The sequence below is a fragment of the Burkholderia pyrrocinia genome (genome assembly GCF_022809715.1).
GTDB lineage: Bacteria > Pseudomonadota > Gammaproteobacteria > Burkholderiales > Burkholderiaceae > Burkholderia > Burkholderia pyrrocinia_C.
In genome coordinates this window covers 2,536,554-2,557,288 of record NZ_CP094460.1, presented here as the reverse complement: position 1 = coordinate 2,557,288, position 20,735 = coordinate 2,536,554, and the positions used below count along the sequence as shown (strand labels likewise).

Below are 20,735 nucleotides of genomic sequence, written 5' to 3'. Positions count from 1 at the left end.
AGAAATGATCTTGACCGACAGCAACGATAACAATGCCTACGGAAAGGCACTCACAGGAGCAGGTCGCTCGCGCCGCGATATGCTCAAGCTCGGCAGCATCGCCACGCTGGGCGCCGTGCTGGGTGGCGGAGCCCTGCTTGGCCGCACCACGCCTGCTCTTGCGCAGGCAGCCAGCAAAGGAGAACGCGCTCCGGATGCCCCGCTCGACATTTTGATTGTCAATTACGACGGCGGGACACTTCTCGACTTCGCCGGCCCCAGCGAAATTTTCCACCGCTTACCGAATACGAACGTTCGCTATGCGAGCCTCAATGGGGGCAACGTGACTCTCGAATTCGGGGTCGTGTATGGCAAGACCGAACGACTGGCCGATATCGAAAAGACCGACCTGATTCTGGTGCCCGGCGGGTCCGATTTGACGGCGCCGATGCGGCCCGAGTATCAAGCGCAGATCCGGCGTTTGGCGGAAAGCGCCAAACATGTCACGTCGGTTTGCAACGGATCGCTGGTGCTCGCTGCGACGGGCATTCTCAAGGGCAAGCGAAGCGCCTGCCATTGGGCCTTCGTCAACAAGCTGTCCGAATATGGCGCGATCCCCGTGCCGGATCGGTTCGTGGAAGACGACAACGGCCGCTTCATGAGCGGCGGCGGCGTGACGGCGGGCATCGATTTCGCCCTTCGCGTCGCAGAGAAGCTGCGCGGTCGGCAGGCCGCCGAATTCACGCAACTCGTGATCGAATACGATCCCGCTCCGCCGTTCCATTCCGGTCATCCCAGAGACGCACGGCCGGAACTCGTCGCGATGGTCGACAAGGAACTGCCTGGTGCATCCAGGGGGCTCGCACGCATCCCTGGCGTTCGCTGAGATGCCCGCGGCCAATGTCTGCGAGGACTCGCACGCGTTTCGATGAAGCCGCGGCCGACCTCGCTTGCCTCACCTGCGCAAGCTGGCGCAGCCCCTTCGATTCAAACCCTGACCGGAAATCCTGAAATGCAACAGATTCGTCGTTTTACTGCAGCCGTTGCAGCCTGCTTTTCATTTTTCGCGTTTGCGGCGCCAGCCATTGCCGGCGGCCCGCAGCCTCAAACCGAAGCGGCCATCAAAGCCGAGAACGCGCGATGGGCGGATGCCTTTGCGCGAGGGGACTATGACGCGATAGGCCGTCTATATACGAAAGACGGCGCACTCCTGCCGCCCGGCGGCGACAGGGTGACGGGGGGCAGCGCGATTGCCGCGCACTTCGCCAACGGGTATGCCGGGGCAAAACCCGACACCGTATCGTTCAGCAATTACGAGTTCTACGGTAACGACCGGACCGTGACGGAGGTTTCGGATGCGGAAATCCGTGACCCTGCTGGAAACCTCAAATACCGCGGCAAGCAGATCCTCCTCTTTCTGAAGGAGGGCGGCGCGTGGAAATTGCATCGCGACATCTGGAATGATTACGCTGCCCGGAAATCCGATGGCCATTGAGCGCCCCGCGATCCAGTAGTCACGTACCGCGAGCGCCATTAGCCCGGCGCTCGATCAGCGCGCACTGTTCAATCTGCTCTCGCGGCGGATCGCCTGCGGAGGGTGGCCATACAGTTTGATGAAGGCCCTCCGCATGCGTTCCGGATCAGTGAATCCCACGGCCAGCGCAATTTGTTCGATGGGTTCACTACCGTCCTGCAGGCGCAGCCTCGCAGCTTCGACGCGCAAACGCTCGACCGCCCTGGCAGGTGTTTCCCCGGTTTCCCGACGAAACGCTCGTCCGAACTGCCTCGGGCTCAATCTTGCCGCGTCGGCGAGTCGTTCCACTGGTAGCGGTTCAGCGAGATGCTCTCTCGCGAAGTTCAGCGCGATGCGGATACGATCCGATTCAGGCTCCATTTGCGACATCGCGGAGAATTGGGACTGCCCGCCCGGTCGACGGTACGGAACGACCAGAAGCCTGGAAACGGCGCGCGCGACTTCCGCACCCATGTCTCTTTCGATCAAGCCGAGCGCCAGGTCAATTCCGGAGGCAATGCCCGCCGACGTCCAGATGCGGCCGTCCACGATATAGATGCTGTCGCCCTCGACCCGGGCGCGAGGGAAGCGGGACTGCAACAGCGCAGCGTATCGCCAGTGCGTGGTTGCTCTCAAGCCGTCCAGCAAGCCGGTTTCCGCAAGCAGAAACGCACCCGTACACACGCTCGCCACCCGCGACGCCCTGGCGCACAATTTTTTTGCAGCGGCGATGTTCTCCGGTGTCTGCATCGGGCCGATATCACCGCCCACGAAAACGACGGTGTCGAACATGCGCCTTCCGATCGGCTTGGTCTCGATCGAAAGGCCGGTATTGCCACGTACCGGGCCTCCGGACTGCGAGATGACATGAAGATCGTACGGAGTATGGCCAGCGGCTCCGGCCACCTGATTAAAAGCCGACAGTGGCCCGCCAAGATCGAGCGCGTCGTGGCCACTGCAAACAAAGAACCCGATTCGATGCATGACGGAGTCGTTAGCCGAATACCCTGAGAAGGCGTATTTTACGGAAATCCCTCAAATCGTGTCATGCAGGCCGAAATGACGGCAAATCGTCATTTGCCCCTCATCCACCCGCTGAAGTGTCATTGGAACGGGAACGACTTCGACCGGTTACGTGCCGCGCGGCAGCCGGTCCGCGCCGCATGCGTCAGTCGTCGACCCGCCGGCGCGTGAACGCGGCGCGCCCCGCGACCGGCTCACTCTGCCAGCAATTCAGCGCCGCGGCGCGACGAGATGCCGACCAGCTGATCGGCGGGCTGCGGCCGCGCGAACAGGAAGCCCTGCCCCTGGTGGCAACCGATCTCCTGCAGGAAGGCCAGCTGCTTTGCCGTCTCGACGCCCTCCATCACGACATCGAGCCCCAGCGCACGCCCCATCGCAACGATCGCGCGCACGATCGCGTCGTCCGTGCTGCCCGAACCGCAGTCCGCGAGGAACGACTGATCGATCTTCAGCGTATCGACGGGCAGGTCCTTCAGATACACCAGCGACGAATAGCCCGTACCGAAATCGTCGATCGCCAGGCTGATCCCTCGCGTCGCCAGTTCGCGCAGCAGGATGCCCATTTCCTCGCGGGTGTTCATCGCCATGCTTTCGAGCAACTCGAGCTGCAGGCATTCGGCCGGCAATGCGGTTTCGCTGAGAATGGTCGTCAGGTCGCTGAGGAAATGATCGGTAAAGCACTGCCGTGCCGACACGTTCACCGACACACGCCCGAACTCGAAGCCCTCGTCGAGCCAGCGGCGCGCCTGCCGGCAGGCTTCGTGCAGCACCCACCTGCCGATCGGGACGATCAGCGCGGACCGCTCCGCCAGCCCGATGAAGTCGCCCGGCGGCACCAGGCCCCTGCGTGGATGCAACCAGCGCAGCAGCGCCTCCACGCCGACGATCCGGCCGCTGGCCAGATCGTATTGCGGCTGGTAGAACAGGCGGAATTCATTCTGCTCGAGCGCGCGGTGCAACTCGCCGAGCGTCTCCAGCTGCTCGATCGCCGACGACGTCATCTTGCTCTCGAAGAACTGGAACACGTTCCTGCCGCGGCTCTTCGCGCCGTACATCGCCTGGTCCGCGAGCAGGATCAGGTCCTCCGCCTCGGTGCCGTCGTCCGGATAGATGCTGATGCCGATGCTCGGCGTCACGAAGATCTCGCGACCACCGATATCGATCGCCCGCCCCACTTCGTCCAGCAGCTTGCGCGCAACTCGCCCGACGTCGCGGACATCGTCGACCTCCTCGAGCACGAGCGCGAATTCGTCGCCGCCCATGCGCGCCACCGTGTCGTTCGCGCGCACTTTCGCGACGATGCGCTCCGCGACCATCTTCAGCACCTCGTCGCCGGCGTTGTGGCCGAGCGTATCGTTGACCAGCTTGAAGCGGTCGAGATCGAGGTACATCACCGCGACCTTGCGACCGAGCCGCTTCGCGTGGACGATCGCGTGCGCGAGCCGCTCCTCGAACAGCATCCGGTTCGCGAGATTGGTGAGCACGTCGTGCGTGGCGAGATAGCCCAGCCGCTCCTCCGCCTGGCGCCGCTGCGTGATGTCGGAAAAGATCGCCGCGTAGTGAGAGATCTCGCCTTCGCTGTCGCGAATGCTGGTGATCGTCAGGTATTCGAGAAACAGCTCGCCGGTCTTGCGGCGATTCCAGATTTCGCCTTGCCAGTGGCCATCGGTCGTCAGCGAATGCCACAGCTGCTTGTAGAAATCGGGCGTCTGGCGCCCGGAACTCAGCAGGCCCGGGTTGCGCCCGATCACTTCGTCCTCGGTGTATCCGGTCAGGCGCGTGAAGGCCTGGTTGACGCGCTCGATCTTCGCGTGCCGGTCGGTCACCATGATGCCTTCGAGTGCCGATTCGAACACCCGATCCGCCATGCGCAGGTTGAAGCGCGCGAGGCCCAGCGCTTCGTCGCGCTCGCGCAGGGCGCTGCGCAGCTCGTTCGCGTATTCGTGCTCGATGCTCTGCAGCACGTCCGCGAAACAGAGCAGCCCGGTCAGCCTGCCATCGTCGTCCTGGATGCCGACATGCCGCATATTGTGCTCGGTCATGAAGCGCTGCGCCGCATACAGGCTCTGCTTGGCGGTCAGCATCTGCAGCGGCTTGCTCGCGTGGGCCCCGACCGCGCCGTGGGCCCCGCCGTCCGCCAGGAGCCGGACGATGTCCCGTTCGGTCAGGATGCCGTGCTCGCCGTCGTCGTAGCCGACGAGGATCGCATCGAGCCGTTGCGCGCGCATCCGCGCGATGACTTCGTGCAGTGCGGCCTGCTCGGGCACCACAACGGGCGGATGGACGCAGATCGATTCGATCGGCTTCAGGTGCAGGAAAAATTCCGGCCCCTGGTTCACGACGACGTCGGTCTGCGTCAGCACGCCGATCGCGGCGCCATCCCGGACCACCACGAAGTGCCGCACGCCCGACTGCTTGAACTTCATCGCGGCTTCACCCAGCGGCGTATCGGCCTCGAGCGTCAGCACCGGATGGCTCATCACCTCGCTGACCGGCCGATCGAGTTCGCGCGAACTGTCGCCGGCCGACAGTGCATCATGCTCGGTCCAGATCCCGACGACCTGTTCATCCTGCATCACGACGATCGAGCTGCAACGTTCGGCGAACATGCGTCGCGCGACTTCCCGCACCGGCGTGGCGGGCGCGCAGGACAGAATCTGACGCGCGACGAGGCGCGCAATCGGAACATCGTAGCTGTTCGGATACATTCTCTAACCAAGACGAAAAATCCTCGCCGGCGCACGTCGATCCGGCAACCTTCGGGCTCGCCCGCGGCGGCAGGCAAGATGCGATCTCACTTGCCTCGAATGGTTGCGTACTCATCGAACTCGCAAACGGGGAATTGACCCATCGCTCGAGGCGTCGTGGCGACGAGCGCGGCACTTTGGCCCCGTGACCACGGTCGACGCCCCCTTGTCCGGCGGATCCACATGCCGGAGCACCGCCCTCACCGCCCTCACCGCCCTCTCAGGGGCAGCCGCCCTGAGTTAACGGCAGATTCGGGCAAGAGTTGAGTGCCACGACGACATCCGGGTTGCGCGGCGGCAAGTCGAGCGGCTGCGGGCAGGGTGAGGTCGACGGCGCGGCCGTCGCTCCCTTATTGCGAGGCTCGCTGCGGGCGGTGTGCGGGTAGCCCACGCACCTGATCGTCGTACCACGCGGCGGCGGCAAGCCAGAGCATGGTCAGGTCGTTGGGGGTGAAGATCGTCAATTCATTGCACGCTGCGCGGATTGCGTTGAACTCCCCCGATTCGGCTGCCTCACTGGCGTTCAATAGCAGACCCAGCTCGCCACGCCGTTCGAGCAGTGCCCGCCGGATATCGGCGTGGATCGGCAGCGTAGTCACGACGTCCTCGATCGTGTTGCCGAACAGCACATGAACCAGCGAGAACACGCCCGCAATGAACGCGGTCTCGGCAATCCGATCGTCATCGGGCCGCAGCCGGCTGGCGGCAAGTTCCATGAATCGCGCACGCGTGCCACACAGCTGCGCCAGCGGATCGGAGCGCAGCGCGTCCAGACGTTCATCTGCAAACAGGAGCAACTGTGCCCAGCGCGTGATTTGCCGCGTGCCGACCAGCATGATCGCCTCACGCAGCGATGAAACTGCCTGGCTAAGCCCGACCGCGCTCGAATTGAGCAGCATCAGAAGTTGAATGACGAGGTTCGGAATCCGCTCGAGTTCGGCTTCGAGTTCGACAATCTCCGGTTCGCCGCCCAGAAGCACGAGCAGGCGCAGCAGCGCGTCGCGCGATGGCTTGATGCGCCGCGATGTCAGCACCTGCGGCTTCGCAAAGTAGTAGCCCTGAAACAGGTCGAAGCCGGCGCGCATGGCCGCAGCATGGTCCTCCGGTGTTTCGACTTTCTCGGCGATCGACACCTTGCCGTGCTGCCTGACGGCGTCGATCAGTTCGCCAAGGTGTTCGCGCGGGCATTCGAGAAAATCGATCTTGACGATATCGACGTAAGGCAGAAACTCGAGCAGGCGCGGGGAAACCCGAGAAACGTCATCCAGCGCGAGCCGGTAGCCCGCGCGCCGCAGTTCGTTACAGCGTCTGCAGAGCGCCTCGTCGAACGTCACGGTTTCGAGGATTTCGAGTACGACGCGTTCACGCGGCAACAACCGGACGATGTCGGACATCAGCACCGTCCGGTCGACGTTCACATAGCCGGTGCGATCGCCCAGTGCAGCGTCGAGGCCAATATCGCCGATGAGTCTCTCGATGACCTGCGCAGTGGCAGCAGCGTCATCCGTGATTCGGGCAAGATTGGCTGTCCCGGAGCGGAACAGCAGTTCGAATGCGTTCAATACTCCGCTGCGGTCCAGAATCGGCTGCCGCCCGAGGTAGACGTATTCCGGTGTGGCGGCTTTGCTGTCCGACGTCGGTTGATCGTCGGCGGGGCCGGGCATCGGTGCTCTTGTATTCAATCTTGAACGATCCCCTTAGAGTTGAGGTCTCGCGGATGCCAAGCGGGTATCCGTCGCATCCGGGGAGTTCGTTGCGCTGATGACTGGCGTCGTCTCCGGCTTCTTCAACGCTCACGTAGACGCATGATAACCCTCCGTGCCGGCGTCGACCCGCGCGGTTTGCTCCGCCTGTTGGTCACTCGTGACGCGGATGGCCGCCTAAAAGCTGTCCCATTCTCCCGCCGCGGCGGTTTGCGCCGCCAGAACGGGCTGCGGTGCGGGCCGATCCGGGGCTGACCTGGCCGGGGTCCGGGCGCGCGTCGGAGCCGCAGTCGTGTGCGTTTGCGTTTGCTTTTGCGTGACAGGGCGGCTGGCTTCGGCGTCGCGTGAGGCGTTCAGTCTGAACATCGAAACGGACGCTTTCAGATCGTCCGCCTGCGACTCGAGCGAGCTGGCGGCGGCCGCCGCCTGTTCGACCAGCGCCGCGTTCTGCTGCGTGACTTCGTCCATCTGCGTGACGGCCTGGTTGACCTGGCCGATACCCTTGCTCTGTTCCTGCGATGCGGCGGTGATTTCCCCCATGATGTCCGTCACGCGCCTGATCTCGTACGTAATCTCCCGCATCTTCGCACCCGCTTCCCGTACATGGCCGGCGCCTGCCTGCACGCGCTCCACGGAATCGTGGATCAGCTCCTTGATTTCCTTGGACGCCGCCGAAGAGCGCTGTGCCAGCGAACGTACTTCCGACGCGACCACCGCGAAACCCCGTCCCTGCTCGCCCGCCCGCGCCGCTTCGACAGCCGCATTCAGCGCGAGGATATTGGTCTGGAACGCGATGCTCTCGATGATACCGACAATGTTGGCGATCTTGTCCGAGCTGGCGTTGATGCCATCCATGGTTTCCACCACGCGTGACACGACGGCGCCGCCCTGCTCCGCCACCTGGGCAGCCTGCGCGGCGAGTTGGCTGGCCTGGCTGGCATTGTCGGCATTCTGGGTGACGGTAGAGGTCAATTGCTCCATGCTGGCCGCCGTTTCCTCGAGCGAGGCGGCCTGCTCTTCGGTGCGCTGCGACAGGTCCTGGTTGCCCGCCGCAATCTGGTGCGTGGCGGTAGCGATCGAGTCGGCCGAAACCTTGATCGTACCGATCGTCTGCGTGAGCTGCTCCTGCATGCGCTTCATCGAAAAAAGCAGGCTCGAGCGGTCCTCCGGTGCGGTCTTCACCACGGCGGTCAGATCGTTGCCGGCGATCCGGTTTGCAATCTCGGCGGCATAGGACGGCTCACCGCCCAGCGAGCGCAAGATGCCGCGGTTGAGCAGCAACACGACAACCGACAGCGCGCCGGCCAGTACCACCAGAATCCCGAGGCTCTGGTACAGCGTCGAGCGGAATGCAGCATCGAGGTCGTCGACATAAAGCCCCGTCATGAGAATCCAGTCCCACGGCTGATATGTCACGTTGTAGACGACTTTCGGAGAGGCTTCGGTTCTCCCCAGTTTCGGAAAGGAATATGCGGTAAAACCCCGACCGGCATGCTTGATGACGGCGACCGTGTCCCTGAAGAAGTAGACGCCGTTCGGATCCTTGAAATCGCCGACGTCCTTGCCTTCCAGTTCCGGTCTTGCAGGGTTCATCAGCGCCATCGGCTGCGAATTGAGGATCACGAAATAACCGTCTTCGCCGTACCGCATGTTCCGGACGCTGTCCAAGGCCCGCTTCTGGGCGTCCGCTACCGGCATGGCACCGGCGGCAGCCTGATCGCCAAGGGTCTTGACCGCACTCAGCGCGATCTCCGCTGCATGTTTCAGGTCCGCCTTGCGCTCCTCCAGCCGCATTTCTCGAGTCTGGTAAGCGTTGTAGACCGATATGCCGGCGAGACACAGCAGGCTCAGGATGAGTGGCAACCAGAGTTTCTGCGCAAATGACAGCTTCATGTGCTTACCGACCTTGCAGATTGACCAGCGGGGAGGAGAAGATACGAAGCTCACTCTGCAGAGTGAGCTTCGACGGAATACTTGCAGCAGATAACGGCCCGAGATCGATCGCGATTAGCAGTCGATTCTGGAGCAGTCCCTTACGGAAATTGCCAAAATGATGGCTGCCGATATGTGATAGGAGCAGGCGCGGGCGCCAAGGACCAAGAGACGTGTCAACGGCCGCTTACGATCAGGTAACGGTCATACACGATAGTTGGCATGAAGGGCGGCTCATGGTCGGACAGCGGCATCCACGGAAATCCGCGAAGAAACACTTTTCGAGGCGAAGGCTTGTCGAAAGAAATCCGCTCCGCTAGACTGCCCTTCGTCTTTGGGGAGTAGCCTGCTTTCCGCCCCGCGGAAAGCGAACGCGTCAACACACTCGGCTTTCGGCCGTGGCGCGTTCGGCCGATTCGGTCTGGCGAGACCATGGGCACATCGCGTCGTTCCTGGTCGGACGTCGGCGGTTGTGCCATGGTTCGTCAGCGTCCGACCACGGAGTCCCCATGTTCCTCCCAGCCGTTCCCCCGCGCCCCATCGACCTCTACGCACCAGCCTGCGGAGGTGCCGCATGACTTTCATGTTCGTCGAACTGGCGTTCATGCTGCTCGTGATCCTCGTGGCCGCCGAAGTCTTCACCAATGCGCTCGAACATCTCGGCGAACGTCTGAAGATTTCCGAAGGCGTGACCGGTTCGCTGTTCGCGGCCGTCGGCACCGCGCTGCCCGAAACGATGGTGCCGCTGCTCGCGCTGGCCGGCGGCACGGCGAACCAGGCCGTGAACGAGGAAATCGGCGTCGGCGCGATTCTCGGCGCGCCGCTGATGCTCGCGACGCTGACCACCTTCCTGATGACGCTCGCCGTGATCCGCTCGCGCGGGCTGCGCGGCACGATCGCGCCCGAGCGCACGGGCTTCGTGCGCGACATGAACTACTTCCTGGCCGCGTTCTCGCTGGCGACCGTGGCGATGTTCGTCCCGCATCACAACTGGGCCGTGCGCGCGCTGCTTTCCGCGATGCTGGTCGGCATCTACGCGATGTACGTCGTGATGACGTTCCGCGCGTCGAGCCAGCTCGTCGATGCCGGGCACGGCACCGAGGCGCCGCATACGATGTTCCTGGCGCGCACGGGCCTGCCGACCAACCTGGCGACCATCGCGCTGCAGTTGCTGCTCGGCGTCGCGCTGCTGGTCGGCGGTGCGAAGGGCTTCATTCACGGCGTGGAAGGCGTGTCGCACGTGCTCGGCATATCGGCGCTGCTGCTGTCGCTGATCATCGTGCCGATTGCCACGGAATTGCCGGAGAAGGTCAACAGCGTGCTGTGGATCCGCCGCAAGAAGGACACGCTCGCGTTCGGCAACATCACCGGCGCGATGGTGTTCCAGGGCACGCTGCTGCCGGCGATCGGCATCATGCTGACGCCGTGGGAGCCGCGCCCCGAAGTGCTGACCGGCGTGATCGTCACGCTCGCGGCGGCGGCCTGGCTGCGCGTCAATGCGCGCAAGCGCGGGCTCGCGATCTGGGCGTTGCTGGCGAACGGCGCGGGTTATGTGGTGTATCTGTTCCTGACGCTGGCGCGCTGAAGTCGGGATCGGGCGCATTGCCCGACACGCGCACGCGCGCGGACGCGGCAACGTCCGCCGCGTCCGCGCGATGCGGTTCACTGCATTGACGCGGGCGAAAACGACACCCGCGTCTAGACGATCAGGATGCCTTGACGAGCTTGACGATCGTCATCGTGCCGTTGACGTTCTCGATCCGGACCTTGACCTTGTCGCCCACATGCACCTGCTCGAGCATGGCCGCATCCTTCGCCTTGAACGCCATCGTCATCGGCGGCATCCCGACGTTGTCGAGCGCGCCGTGCTTCAGCGTGACCTTGCCGGTCGCGCCATCGACCTTCTTCACTTCCGCATCGGTCAGCGCGGCGTGCGATGCGGCCGAACCGTCGGACGACATCTTCATGCCGGACATCTCCATGCCCGACATGTCGCCGGCGGCAAAGGCCGGCGTTGCAAGAGCGCCGATCGCGAGAACGGCAGCGGTGGTAGCAATCAATTTCTTCATCGTGATTCTCCGGTTTGGGTGGATGGCACGTTCATGCCGTGAGGAACTGCATCGGAATGCCGCGCATCGCTCGCGCTTCGCACACGACGGCGCTGAAGCAGAAGCCACGCGGCGGGAATGACGAACATCGACAGCAGCGGCGCGGTGACCATGCCGCCGACCATCGGCGCGGCGATGCGCTGCATGACTTCGGAGCCGGCGCCGTGCCCGACCATGATCGGCACGAGGCCGGCGAGTACGACGGCGACCGTCATCGCCTTCGGCCGCACGCGCAGCACCGCGCCTTCGCGAATCGCGTCGAGCAGCAGCGCTTCGGTCAGCGGTTCGCCGGCGTCGAGCCGGCGCGTCAGTGCGCCCTTCAGGTACAGCAGCATCACGACGCCGAATTCGGCGGCCACGCCCGCGAGCGCGATGAAACCCACCGACGTCGCAACGGACACTGCATGGCCGAGCCCCCACACGAGCCAGAAGCCGCCGACCAGCGCGAACGGCACCGTCGACATCAGCAGCAGCGCGTCGGCCGCCGAGCCGAACGTGAGAAACAGCAGCACGAAGATCACGACGAGCGTCACCGGCACGACGGTGCGCAGCGTCGCCGCCGCGCGTTCGAGATACTCGAACTGCCCGGACCACGCGATCGAATAGCCGGGCGGCAACGCGACCTGTTGCGCGACCGCCCACTGCATCGCGCGAACCGCCGTGCTCAGATCCGTACCGCGAAGGTCGACATACACGTAGCCGGACAGCCGCGCGTTCTCGCTTCGGATCATCGGCGGGCCGTCGGCGATCGCGATGCGCGCGACGTCGCCGAGGCGGATCTGCGCGCCGCGCGCCGTGACGATCGGCAGTTGCCGCAGGTTCTCGAGCGAATCGCGAATCTCGCGCGGATAACGGATGTTGATCGGAAAGCGCTCGCGCCCCGCGATCACTTCGCCGATATCGTCGCCGCCGACCGCCGACGACACGACCGACTGGATATCGGCGACCGACAGCCCGTAGCGCGCGGCGGCGAGCCGGTCGATGTCGACGTCGATGTAGCGGCCGCCGTTCAGCCGTTCCGCGAGTGCGGACGTGACGCCCGGCACGTGCTTCACGGCCGCCTCGACCTGCGTCGCGATCGCGTCGATCCCCTTCAGGTCCGGCCCGGATATCTTCACGCCGACCGGCGTCTTGATGCCGGTGGACAGCATGTCGAGCCGGTTGCGGATCGGCGGCACCCACACGTTCGACAGGCCCGGCACCTTCACCGTGCGATCGAGTTCGTCGACGAGCTTCTCCGGCGTCATGCCGGGCCGCCATGCGCTGCGCGGCTTGAAGCGGATCGTCGTCTCGAACATCTCGAGCGGCGCAGGATCGGTCGCGGTATCGGCGCGGCCAGATTTGCCGAACACGGTATCGACCTCGGGCACGGTCTTGATCAGCCGGTCGGTCTGCTGCAGCAGCTCGCTCGCCTTGTCGGCCGAGATGCCCGGCAGCGCGGTCGGCATGTACAGCAGGTCGCCTTCGTCGAGCGGCGGCATGAATTCGCCGCCGAGCCGCGACAACGGCACGGCCGTCAGCACGAGCGCGGCAACCGCGACGCCGATCGCGAACCACGGGCGCCGCAGCGTCGCTTCGAGCAGCGGCCGGTACACGCGGATCAGCACGCGGTTGATCGGATTCGCGTGCTCGTGCGGAATGCGGCCGCGCACGAGATAGCCCATCAGCACCGGCACCAGCGTGACCGACAACCCTGCGGCGGCGGCGATCGTGTAGGTCTTCGTGAACGCCAGCGGCGCGAACAGCTTGCCCTCCTGCCCTTCCAGCGAAAACACCGGAATGAACGACAGCGTGATGATCAGCAGCGAGAAGAACAGCGCCGGCCCGACTTCCGCGGCCGACGCCGCGACGAGTTCCCAGCGGCGCGCGGCCGTGATCGGCTCGCCGGGATGCGCGTGGTCGTATGCTTCCAGATGCTTGTGCGCGTTCTCGATCATCACGATCGCCGCGTCGATCATCGCGCCGATCGCGATCGCGATCCCGCCGAGCGACATCAGGTTCGCGTTCACGCCCTGGTAGCGCATCACGATGAACGCGGCCAGCACACCGAGCGGCAGCGACAGGATCGCGACGAACGCGCTGCGAAGATGGAACAGGAACACCGCGCAGACGATGCCGACGATCACGAATTCCTCGATCAGCTTGTCCGTCAGGTTATCCACCGCGCGCTCGATCAGTTGCGAACGATCGTAGGTCGTGACGATTTCGACGCCGGGCGGCAGCGAGCGCTTCAGGTCGGCGAGCTTCGCCTTCACCGCGTCGATCGTCGTCAGCGCGTTCTTGCCCGAGCGCATCACGATCACGCCGCCCGTCACCTCGCCCTGCCCGTTCAGCTCCGCGATCCCGCGCCGCATCGCCGGGCCGACCTGGATCCGCGCGACGTCGCCGAGCAACACCGGCGTGCCCGCGTCGTCGGTGCGCAGCACGACGTGCCGGAAATCGTCGAGCGTGCGCAGGTAGCCGGACGAACGCACCATGTACTCCGACTCGGCCAGCTCGACGACCGATCCGCCGGACTCCTGATTGGCCTGGCGAAGCGCGTCCGCAACCGCCGCCTGCGTGATCCCGTACGCGCGCAGCTTGTCGGGATCGAGAACGACCTGGTACTGGCGCACCATGCCGCCGATGCTCGCGACTTCGGATACGTCCGGCACGGCCTTCAGCTCGAACTTCAGGAACCAGTCGTTGAGCGCGCGCAGTTGCCCGAGATCGTGATGGCCGGTGCGGTCGACCAGCGCGTACTCGTACACCCAGCCGACGCCGGTTGCATCCGGCCCGAGCGACACCGTCGCGCCTGCCGGCAGCCGGCTCTGCACCTGGCTCAGGTATTCGAGCACGCGCGAACGCGCCCAGTACGGATCGGTGCGATCGTCGAACAGCACATAGACGAACGCATCGCCGAACGACGAGTACGCGCGGACGGTTTTCGCGCCGGGCACGCCGAGCAGCGTCGTCGTCAGCGGATAGGTGACCTGATCCTCGACGACCTGCGGCGCCTTGCCCGGATACGACGCCTTCACGATCACCTGCGTGTCCGACAGGTCGGGCAACGCATCGAGCGGCGTCTGCCGCAGCGAATGAACGCCCCATGCGGCGATCAGCACCGTAGCGAGGAGCACCAGGAAGCGATTGTGGACGGACCAGCGAATGATGCGCGCGATCATCGTTCGCCTCCCTGCGGCTCGACCTTCGTCAGCCGGTAGCCGTCGTCAGTCTGCGTAAACGCGAAGCGCACCGTCTGGCCCGGCTTCACATCCGGGAACGCCTTCGCCGACGGCTTGCCGAACGCCATCGTCATCGCGCCCCAGCCGAGCGCCGGAACGGGCTGATGCGAGAACGTGATGTCGTCGGCCGTGACCTTCTCGACCTTGCCGGTGGTTTCGTAGATCGGTGCCGCCGCTGCTGCGGACGATGCCGGCGTGCTTGCTCCCGCGGCCCGCTCCAGCTTCGGCAGCACGCTTTTCAGGCTGGCCTCGGAATCGATCAGGAACTGCCCCGATGCGACGACCGTATCGCCTTCGTTCAACCCGTCGAGCACTTCCGTGTCGCCGCCGACGTCGTTGCCGACCGTCACCGACACCGGCTGAAGCCGGCCGTCGCCGTTCTTCACGATGACGATCGTGCGCTTGCCGGTCGCGATCACCGTTTCGGACGGCACGAGCAGGCGCGACACCGTCTGTTTCGCTTCGACGCGCACGCGCATCAGCATGCCGGGCGTGAGCTTCAGCGCTGCGTTGTCGATCTCCACGCGCGCCTGCAGCGTGCGGCTGCCCGTGCTGATGCCGGGCAGCACTTCGCGGATGCGCCCGGTGAAGTGCCGCGCCGGATCGCCCGCGAACGTCGCGTCGACCGACATCCCCGGCTGCACGTTCAGCGCGAGCGCTTCGGGTACCTCGACGATGAGCCACAGCGTCGACAGCCCGGCGATCTTCGCAAGCGTCTGCCCGGGCGCGACCATCGCGCCGTCGCGTACGTTCAGCTCGCTGACGACGCCGGTTTCCGGCGCGCTCAGCACGACGTGCGTCTGCGCACGGCCGGTGCGATCGAGATTCGCGATCATGCCGTCGGGAATCGACAGCGCCCGCATCCGTGCACGTGACGCATCGAGCAGGCTGCCGTCCATCCCGCCGCGCTTGAGCGCGAGATATTCCTCCTGCGGCGCGAGCCAGTCCGGCACGAACAGTGACGCGACCGGCGCGCCCTTCGCGATGCGCTGCATCGGCGCGCGCGCATACAGACGGTCGATATAGCCGGTGACGCGCGACTGAACGACGTCCGCGCGCGATTCGTCGAACTGCGTGGTGCCCACCGCATCGAATCCCGCTGCCGTCTGCTGCCGGCGTACGGTCGCGTAGCGGATACCGAGGTTCTGCTGCAGGCCCGGATCGATCCGGATGCCTGACGAACCGCCACCTTCGTCCGCATAGACAGGTTGCAACTGCATGTCCATGAACGGCGATTTGCCCGGTTTGTCGAAGTGCTGGTTCGGCACCATCGGGTCGTGCCAGTACAGCACCTTGCGTCCCGTCTTCGGATCGGTCGCGCCTGCAGGTGCGGCAGGGGATGCTGCAGCCGCTGCGTCCATCCCCGCGCCGCCCGCCGCATGGCGGACGCCAGCGAAATAGCCGGCGCCGAGCAGCGCCGCGGCGGCGAACGTCAACAGCGCCGCGCGCGCCAGTGATTGCTTCGTCATGAGGTTCTCCTTCACTGCGCGGCGGCCAGCGTCGCCGGCACGACCTGATATTCGAGCTGCGCCCAGGTCTGCGACACGTCGCGCCTGAGATCGAGCACCTGCAACTGCGCTTCCAGTTGCGCACGCCGCGCGGCGAACGTGTCGGCAAGCGAACCCGTACCGGCCCGGTAGGCGGCATTGGCGAGCTGCACGCGCTGATCGGCGGCAGGCAGCAGCGCCGCGCTCAGGTTCGCGATGCGTTCGCGGCCGCTCGCCAGCGTTTCGGACTGCGTGCGGATATCGGCCTGCACCTGACGCAGCGTGTCCTCGTACATCAGCCGCGCCTTCGTCGCGAGTGCGGCCTTCTCGGCGACGTCGCGGTTCTGGCGGTTCTTGCGGTTGATCGGCAGCGGGATCGAGACGCCGACCGACACCATGTTCGAATACGCGCCGCCGCGCTGCTGGTACGCGATTTCCCACGTCCAGTTCGGGCTGCGCTCGCTGTTCGCGACCGCGGTGTCGGCTTCGGCGACCGCGATGTCGCCTGCAGCGGCGACGAGCGCCGGTTGCGACAGACGCAGTTCGTCCGGCGGCAGCGACGACACGAAGGATTCGGGCGCGGGCGGCGTGCCTGTCACATCCGCGACCGGCGTGGCCGTCCAGCGGGCAAGCGCGATGAGTGCGGAACGATACGTCTGCTGCGCCTTGAGCACCTGATCCTGCGTTTGCGCGAGCATCGCGCGGGCCTGCACGACGTCGCCCGCGCTCGCCTTCGCGCCGCGATACGACGCCTGCGTCGCGTCGAGTTCATGGTTCATGTGCGCGAGCAGCGCCTGCTGAAGCGCGAGCGCCTGCTTCGCATAGACGGCGTCGAGCCAGGCCGTCGCGGTCTGCCGGCGCACGGCGGCGAGCTGCACGAGATACCCCGCGCGTTCGCGGCCGACCTGCTCGCCGGCCAGCGCGGTGCGCAACCTCCGCTTGTCGCCGGACACCCATTCCTGCTCGATGCCGATGCGGCGCATCGTCATGAAGTCCTGGCCGACGGTGAAGCGTTGCCCGCCGTTGACCGGCAGGTTGTCGATGCCGGCCTTGAGCATCGGGTCCGGCAACTGGCCGGCCTTGACGGCCGCTTCCGAACTCGCGTGCACCGAAGCCTGCGCGGCCTGCATCGAAGCGGAATGATCGGTAGCGGACTGCAGCGCGGCGTCCAGCGTGAATGGCGACTGCTGCGCGTGAACGGCGCCCGTCACCAGCAGCGCGGCCCACAGCACGGGCGCGCGCCGACACGCACGCCGCGTGCGCGGCGTGCCGAAATCGAATGACATGGTTTAACCCCAACGTCGGAATCCATAGGGATTCCACGTCCTGAGCACAGGACGAACCTCACCGCCTGGGCGGTGAACCGGTCGGATCGGGATCAGCTAATGCGTGGAGGGCGCCACAACCCGCTCGGGTCGCGGACCGGGACGGACTGCGTGTAGTGGAAGACGATCGTGCTGGCGAATGCAGCGGGACGGGTGACGTCGACGCGGGCGGCCGGGTGATAGAGACTGCCGAACTGGCATTGGGCCGTCACCTTGCAGGCCATGGCCTTGGCTTTGGCCTTCGCTTTCGCGCTGCTGGCGGAGGGCGACTTCATCGAATCGCAATCGCTCATGTCGGCGGACATGGTCATGCTCATGCCCGTATCCGCTTCCATCGACATCGTGTGCTGCATCGGACATTCACCGGTCAGGCCGCTGGCTGCCAGCCCGCTGATGGGCAGCACCGCGCAAAGCAGCAGCAGGATGAAGGTCCGAAGCAGTTTCATGGCGGCGATTATAGCGCGGCATTTTGCTGCGTGGAGGCGCCGCGATAGCGCGAAACGGCCGCGGTGCGACGGGATGACGCGCCGTATCCGCGACCGTCGCAGTCGCAGTCGCAGTCGCAGTCGCCATCGCCATCGCCGTCGCCGTCGCCGTCGCCGCGCGCTACCGCGACAGGCCGTCCGCCGCCAGCACGGCCTGCACCGCCGGCCGTTCCCGCACGCGCTCGTACCACGCCCTCAGATGCGCATACCGGCTCAGGTCGATATCCGCGTTGTACACGGAGCGCATCCAGTCGGCCTTGCCCCAGCCGGTCAGCGCGAACAGGTACGCATCCGCAACCGTGAACGTGTCGCCCGTGACGAACGTCTTGCCGTCGAGCTGACGGTCGATCCATGCAAAGCGGCTGTCGAGCTTCTGCCGCGCCGGCTCCACGTACTTCCCCGCCTGCACCGCATACAGCAGCGGGATGAAACCCTTGTGGATCTCGGTGCCGAGGAAGTTGAGCCATTCCATCAGCCGGTAGCGCGCGAGTGTGCCGTAGGCGGGCGCGAGCGCGGCTTCCGGGCGCAGATCCGCGAGATACTGCGCGATCACCGGCCCTTCGCGCAGCATCGTGCCGTCGTCGAGTTCGAGCAGCGGCACGTAGCCGAGTTCGGTCACGTCGTAGTAGTTGCGTCCGCCTTCGACGACATGCTTGCGCGCGTCGACGTTGACGATCTGCGCGTCGATGTCGCCTTCGTGCAGCACGATGCGGATCGCCTGCGAACAGCTGCCGGGAGCGTGATAGAGCTTCATGCGTTTCCTTCGTTGGTTGTCCGTGTATCGATTTGCCGCGACGCGGGCGCTAATATCTCGCATCGGCGCATGGGTGGGAAGACGGCAGTCATTTGTGCCGTAGTCACAAAAAATTTACCGACCAGGGTTCAGCAGGATGAAAACGAGTGCGACAGGATGTTCCGTTGAAGAAGCGATGCGCATGCTCGGCGGCCGCTGGCGGCTGTTGCTGGTGTCGTATCTGCTCGACGGGCCGCGGCGCTTCAGCGACCTGCGCCGCGACATGCCGGGCATCTCGCAGCGCATGCTGACGCTCGACCTGCGCGCGCTCGAAGACGCGGGGCTCGTGCGGCGGACCATCTATCCGGAAGTGCCGGTGCGCGTCGAGTACGATCTGACCACGGACGGCGACCGGCTGCGGCCGGTGGTCGACGTGATGCGCGAATTCGGGCTGTGGCTGAAGGCGCGCGATGCCGATGCGTCGTGCGATACCGGCATGGCGCCCGAAGCGGCGGAGGCGATCGAAACGGCAAGCCGCTCACCCCGATAACCTCGACAACCTATTACGCAGGAACCTACGTTCATGGACCTTCACGCTACCGTCGGCGCGGCAACGTCCGACCTCGACGACGACGAAAGCTTCGCCAACATCTACTGTCACGACGCGGAGCAGGACTATTGCTTCGCGCTGTCGCGCTTTCCGGACGACACGCTGATCGAAGTGATGGTGCGCGACCAGATCAACTGGCGCGTCAAGGATCTGTCGGTGCGCCTGACAGACAACACGATCGACGTCGAGATCGAACCGGGCATCGCTGCGCGTCTCGACGGCCAGACGCGTTACGTGATCCATCTCGCACCCGGCCAGTACGATCCGGTCGCGCTGCGCGCCGCACTGAAGGAGATCTTCGTCGGCAAGAGCGGGTATCGCGACGACAGCGCGGGTGGCTGACCGATCACCTGCACGCTCATCCCCTTCGCGCCAACGCCCGCTCATGACGCACTCCCTGCAATTCCGACCGTTTCCGCGCGTCGCCGCGCTGCTGCTCGCTGCGTGCGCATCGATGCCCTTCGCCGCGCACGCGGCCAAACCGCTGCTCACGTTCAAGGTCGACGACACCGTCACAGCGCGCATCGAGCGCGCCGACAGCGCGCACATCACGGTCCGCTTCCTGCCAAGCGGGAAAACGCAGACGCTCGGCGTCACCGCCGCCGACGAGGAAGGCCACTACCACCTCGCATCGGACGACTACAACTTCGACGGCCACCGCGATCTCGCGGCGCACGCGCTGCTCGGCATGGTTAACGAAAACTACGGCATCTATCTGTACAACGCCGCGCGCCAGCAGTTCGAGCCACTGCAAATGCCGGCGAACGACATGCCGCACGGCAGTTGCGACGACCTGATCAATGTCGAGGCGAAGCCGAAGGAGCACACGCTTTACAGCTCGTGCCGCGGCGGCCCGATCTGGTACACCGATGCGTATCGCTTCGACGCCAACGGCAGGATGTATCTGTATCAGTCGAGCGAAGCGATACCGGACGACCTGCGCGACTTGCTCGACGACGATGCGGGTCCGTCGTCGATGCTGCTGACCTACGACGAGCACGGCAAACGCGTGTCGCGCCGCCCGCAGGCCTACGGCGGCGGCAAGGTCACTTTCAAGGTGCGCGCGACGCGCGTGCCGCTGCACGAGACCATGAACGATGCGCCGACGCGGCGCTACGTCGTCGCGGGCGACACGCTCGAACTGGTCGACGCGGCTGCCGACTTCCAGTGGCTGAAAGTCGTCTATCGCAATCCGCGCACAGGCGCCGTGACGGGCTGGATCAGCGCGAAGGACACCACGCCCGCAGGCGGCTGACACGCGCCGCATCTGGGCCGCGCGCCTCTCGCAGCTTTCCCACATATTGAGCGCGCAACTTCCCATTAACAGGAATGCCTGTTCAAATGTCGACGCGATTCGCTCCAAGGCTCTAACGGCGTATTCAACCTGATCGGCAACCTGTCCGCGATCGCGACGCCGATCGTGATCGGGCTGCTCGTGAACGGCGCGGACTTCTCGCGGGCGATCACCTACATCGCCGCGATGGCGCTCGCGGGCAGCCTGTCGTACGGGCTGCTGGTCGGCAAGGTCGAGCGCATCGACGCTTGACCGTTACGCGGACGGCACGGGCGTGCCGCCCTGCGCGTCAGAACCGCAAAAAAACGTCGCGCCGGGTCGTTCGGATTTCGTCCATCCCGAAGTCGAGCTTCGTGAATTCGCCGATGCCTGCGCCGGGCGGCAGGATGTCCTTGATCAGTTTGGTCATCTGAATCTTTCGTCTATTGATCGAAAAAAGCAGAGACAAAGTTACTCATTTACACTGCCCCGGTATGCCCCCTTCCGGGGGACAAGCGATGTCTTGCGGAGCATGAAGTCGCAAGGACACCCGCCGGTGTTTCCCCTTAATGACGTTTTTCACCGCAATCGCT

16 protein-coding genes, 2 pseudogenes and 1 riboswitch are annotated in these 20,735 nt (G+C 65.1%); of the genes and pseudogenes, 7 read left to right on the top strand and 11 right to left on the bottom strand.

Features of this window, described 5'->3' with window-relative positions:
• Window positions 1-10: 10 nt before the first annotated feature.
• On the top strand, window positions 11-865 hold the full coding sequence (locus tag MRS60_RS28315; RefSeq protein ID WP_217588727.1) for a DJ-1/PfpI family protein: 855 nt from the start codon (window positions 11-13) through the stop codon (window positions 863-865).
• 126 nt (window positions 866-991) lie between these two features.
• Window positions 992-1,474 carry a YybH family protein gene (locus MRS60_RS28310; protein WP_034181928.1) on the top strand — a complete coding sequence of 161 codons (483 nt, stop codon included), beginning with the start codon at window positions 992-994 and terminating at the stop codon, window positions 1,472-1,474.
• Between the two features lie 54 nt (window positions 1,475-1,528).
• Here MRS60_RS28310 and MRS60_RS28305 read toward each other — a convergent pair whose 3' ends face one another.
• From MRS60_RS28305 to MRS60_RS28290, 4 genes are all read right to left on the bottom strand, one after another.
• Window positions 1,529-2,476: a GlxA family transcriptional regulator gene (locus tag MRS60_RS28305; protein ID WP_243566035.1), complete on the bottom strand. Its 948-nt coding sequence runs from the start codon at window positions 2,474-2,476 to the stop codon at window positions 1,529-1,531.
• 233 nt (window positions 2,477-2,709) lie between these two features.
• On the bottom strand, window positions 2,710-5,223 hold the full coding sequence (locus MRS60_RS28300) for an EAL domain-containing protein (protein WP_243566034.1): 2,514 nt from the start codon (window positions 5,221-5,223) through the stop codon (window positions 2,710-2,712).
• Window positions 5,224-5,612: 389 nt separating this feature from the next.
• Window positions 5,613-6,926 (bottom strand): EAL and HDOD domain-containing protein, encoded by a 1,314-nt coding sequence (locus tag MRS60_RS28295; RefSeq protein ID WP_243566033.1) that lies wholly within the window; start codon window positions 6,924-6,926, stop codon window positions 5,613-5,615.
• Between the two features lie 216 nt (window positions 6,927-7,142).
• Complete coding sequence (locus MRS60_RS28290) at window positions 7,143-8,858, bottom strand: methyl-accepting chemotaxis protein (protein WP_243566032.1); 1,716 nt, start codon at window positions 8,856-8,858, stop codon at window positions 7,143-7,145.
• Window positions 8,859-9,221: 363 nt separating this feature from the next.
• A riboswitch (yybP-ykoY riboswitch) is annotated at window positions 9,222-9,398 on the top strand.
• 73 nt (window positions 9,399-9,471) lie between these two features.
• Between MRS60_RS28290 and MRS60_RS28285 the strand changes: the two genes are divergently transcribed.
• Window positions 9,472-10,482 carry a sodium:calcium antiporter gene (locus tag MRS60_RS28285; protein WP_034181923.1) on the top strand — a complete coding sequence of 337 codons (1,011 nt, stop codon included), beginning with the start codon at window positions 9,472-9,474 and terminating at the stop codon, window positions 10,480-10,482.
• A gap of 121 nt (window positions 10,483-10,603) precedes the next feature.
• On the opposite strand, the gene MRS60_RS28280 is transcribed toward MRS60_RS28285, so the two are convergent.
• From MRS60_RS28280 to MRS60_RS28255, 6 genes are all read right to left on the bottom strand, one after another.
• A complete protein-coding gene (locus MRS60_RS28280; RefSeq protein ID WP_243566835.1) occupies window positions 10,604-10,972 on the bottom strand; it encodes a copper-binding protein in 369 nt (122 codons plus the stop codon).
• Window positions 10,963-14,169: an efflux RND transporter permease subunit gene (locus tag MRS60_RS28275; protein WP_243566031.1), complete on the bottom strand. Its 3,207-nt coding sequence runs from the start codon at window positions 14,167-14,169 to the stop codon at window positions 10,963-10,965. Before MRS60_RS28275 ends, MRS60_RS28280 begins: the two co-directional genes overlap by 10 nt.
• Window positions 14,166-15,698 carry an efflux RND transporter periplasmic adaptor subunit gene (locus MRS60_RS28270; RefSeq protein WP_131949090.1) on the bottom strand — a complete coding sequence of 511 codons (1,533 nt, stop codon included), beginning with the start codon at window positions 15,696-15,698 and terminating at the stop codon, window positions 14,166-14,168. The genes MRS60_RS28275 and MRS60_RS28270 overlap by 4 nt, the downstream gene beginning before the upstream one ends.
• Before the next feature lie 11 nt (window positions 15,699-15,709).
• On the bottom strand, window positions 15,710-17,002 hold the full coding sequence (locus tag MRS60_RS28265) for a TolC family protein (protein ID WP_243566030.1): 1,293 nt from the start codon (window positions 17,000-17,002) through the stop codon (window positions 15,710-15,712).
• Between the two features lie 92 nt (window positions 17,003-17,094).
• Window positions 17,095-17,487, bottom strand: coding sequence for a hypothetical protein (locus tag MRS60_RS28260; RefSeq protein ID WP_243566029.1), 393 nt, complete (start codon window positions 17,485-17,487; stop codon window positions 17,095-17,097).
• Between the two features lie 160 nt (window positions 17,488-17,647).
• Window positions 17,648-18,280 carry a glutathione S-transferase C-terminal domain-containing protein gene (locus MRS60_RS28255; protein WP_034181918.1) on the bottom strand — a complete coding sequence of 211 codons (633 nt, stop codon included), beginning with the start codon at window positions 18,278-18,280 and terminating at the stop codon, window positions 17,648-17,650.
• Window positions 18,281-18,416: 136 nt separating this feature from the next.
• Between MRS60_RS28255 and MRS60_RS28250 the strand changes: the two genes are divergently transcribed.
• From MRS60_RS28250 to MRS60_RS28235, 4 genes and pseudogenes are all read left to right on the top strand, one after another.
• Window positions 18,417-18,809, top strand: a complete 393-nt coding sequence (locus MRS60_RS28250) for a winged helix-turn-helix transcriptional regulator (RefSeq protein ID WP_243566028.1) — start codon at window positions 18,417-18,419, stop codon at window positions 18,807-18,809.
• Window positions 18,810-18,842: 33 nt separating this feature from the next.
• The gene (locus tag MRS60_RS28245; protein WP_034181916.1) at window positions 18,843-19,211 is read left to right on the top strand and encodes a hypothetical protein; all 369 of its coding nucleotides are present in this window, start codon (window positions 18,843-18,845) and stop codon (window positions 19,209-19,211) included.
• A 43-nt stretch (window positions 19,212-19,254) separates the two neighbouring features.
• The gene (locus MRS60_RS28240; RefSeq protein ID WP_243566027.1) at window positions 19,255-20,124 is read left to right on the top strand and encodes an XAC2610-related protein; all 870 of its coding nucleotides are present in this window, start codon (window positions 19,255-19,257) and stop codon (window positions 20,122-20,124) included.
• Window positions 20,125-20,235: 111 nt separating this feature from the next.
• Window positions 20,236-20,415: pseudogene (locus MRS60_RS28235) on the top strand (MFS transporter); the annotation flags it as partial.
• 76 nt (window positions 20,416-20,491) lie between these two features.
• Here the strand turns inward: MRS60_RS28235 and MRS60_RS35085 are convergent.
• A pseudogene (locus MRS60_RS35085) lies at window positions 20,492-20,572 on the bottom strand (cupin domain-containing protein); the annotation flags it as partial.
• Between the last annotated feature and the right edge of the window lie 163 nt (window positions 20,573-20,735).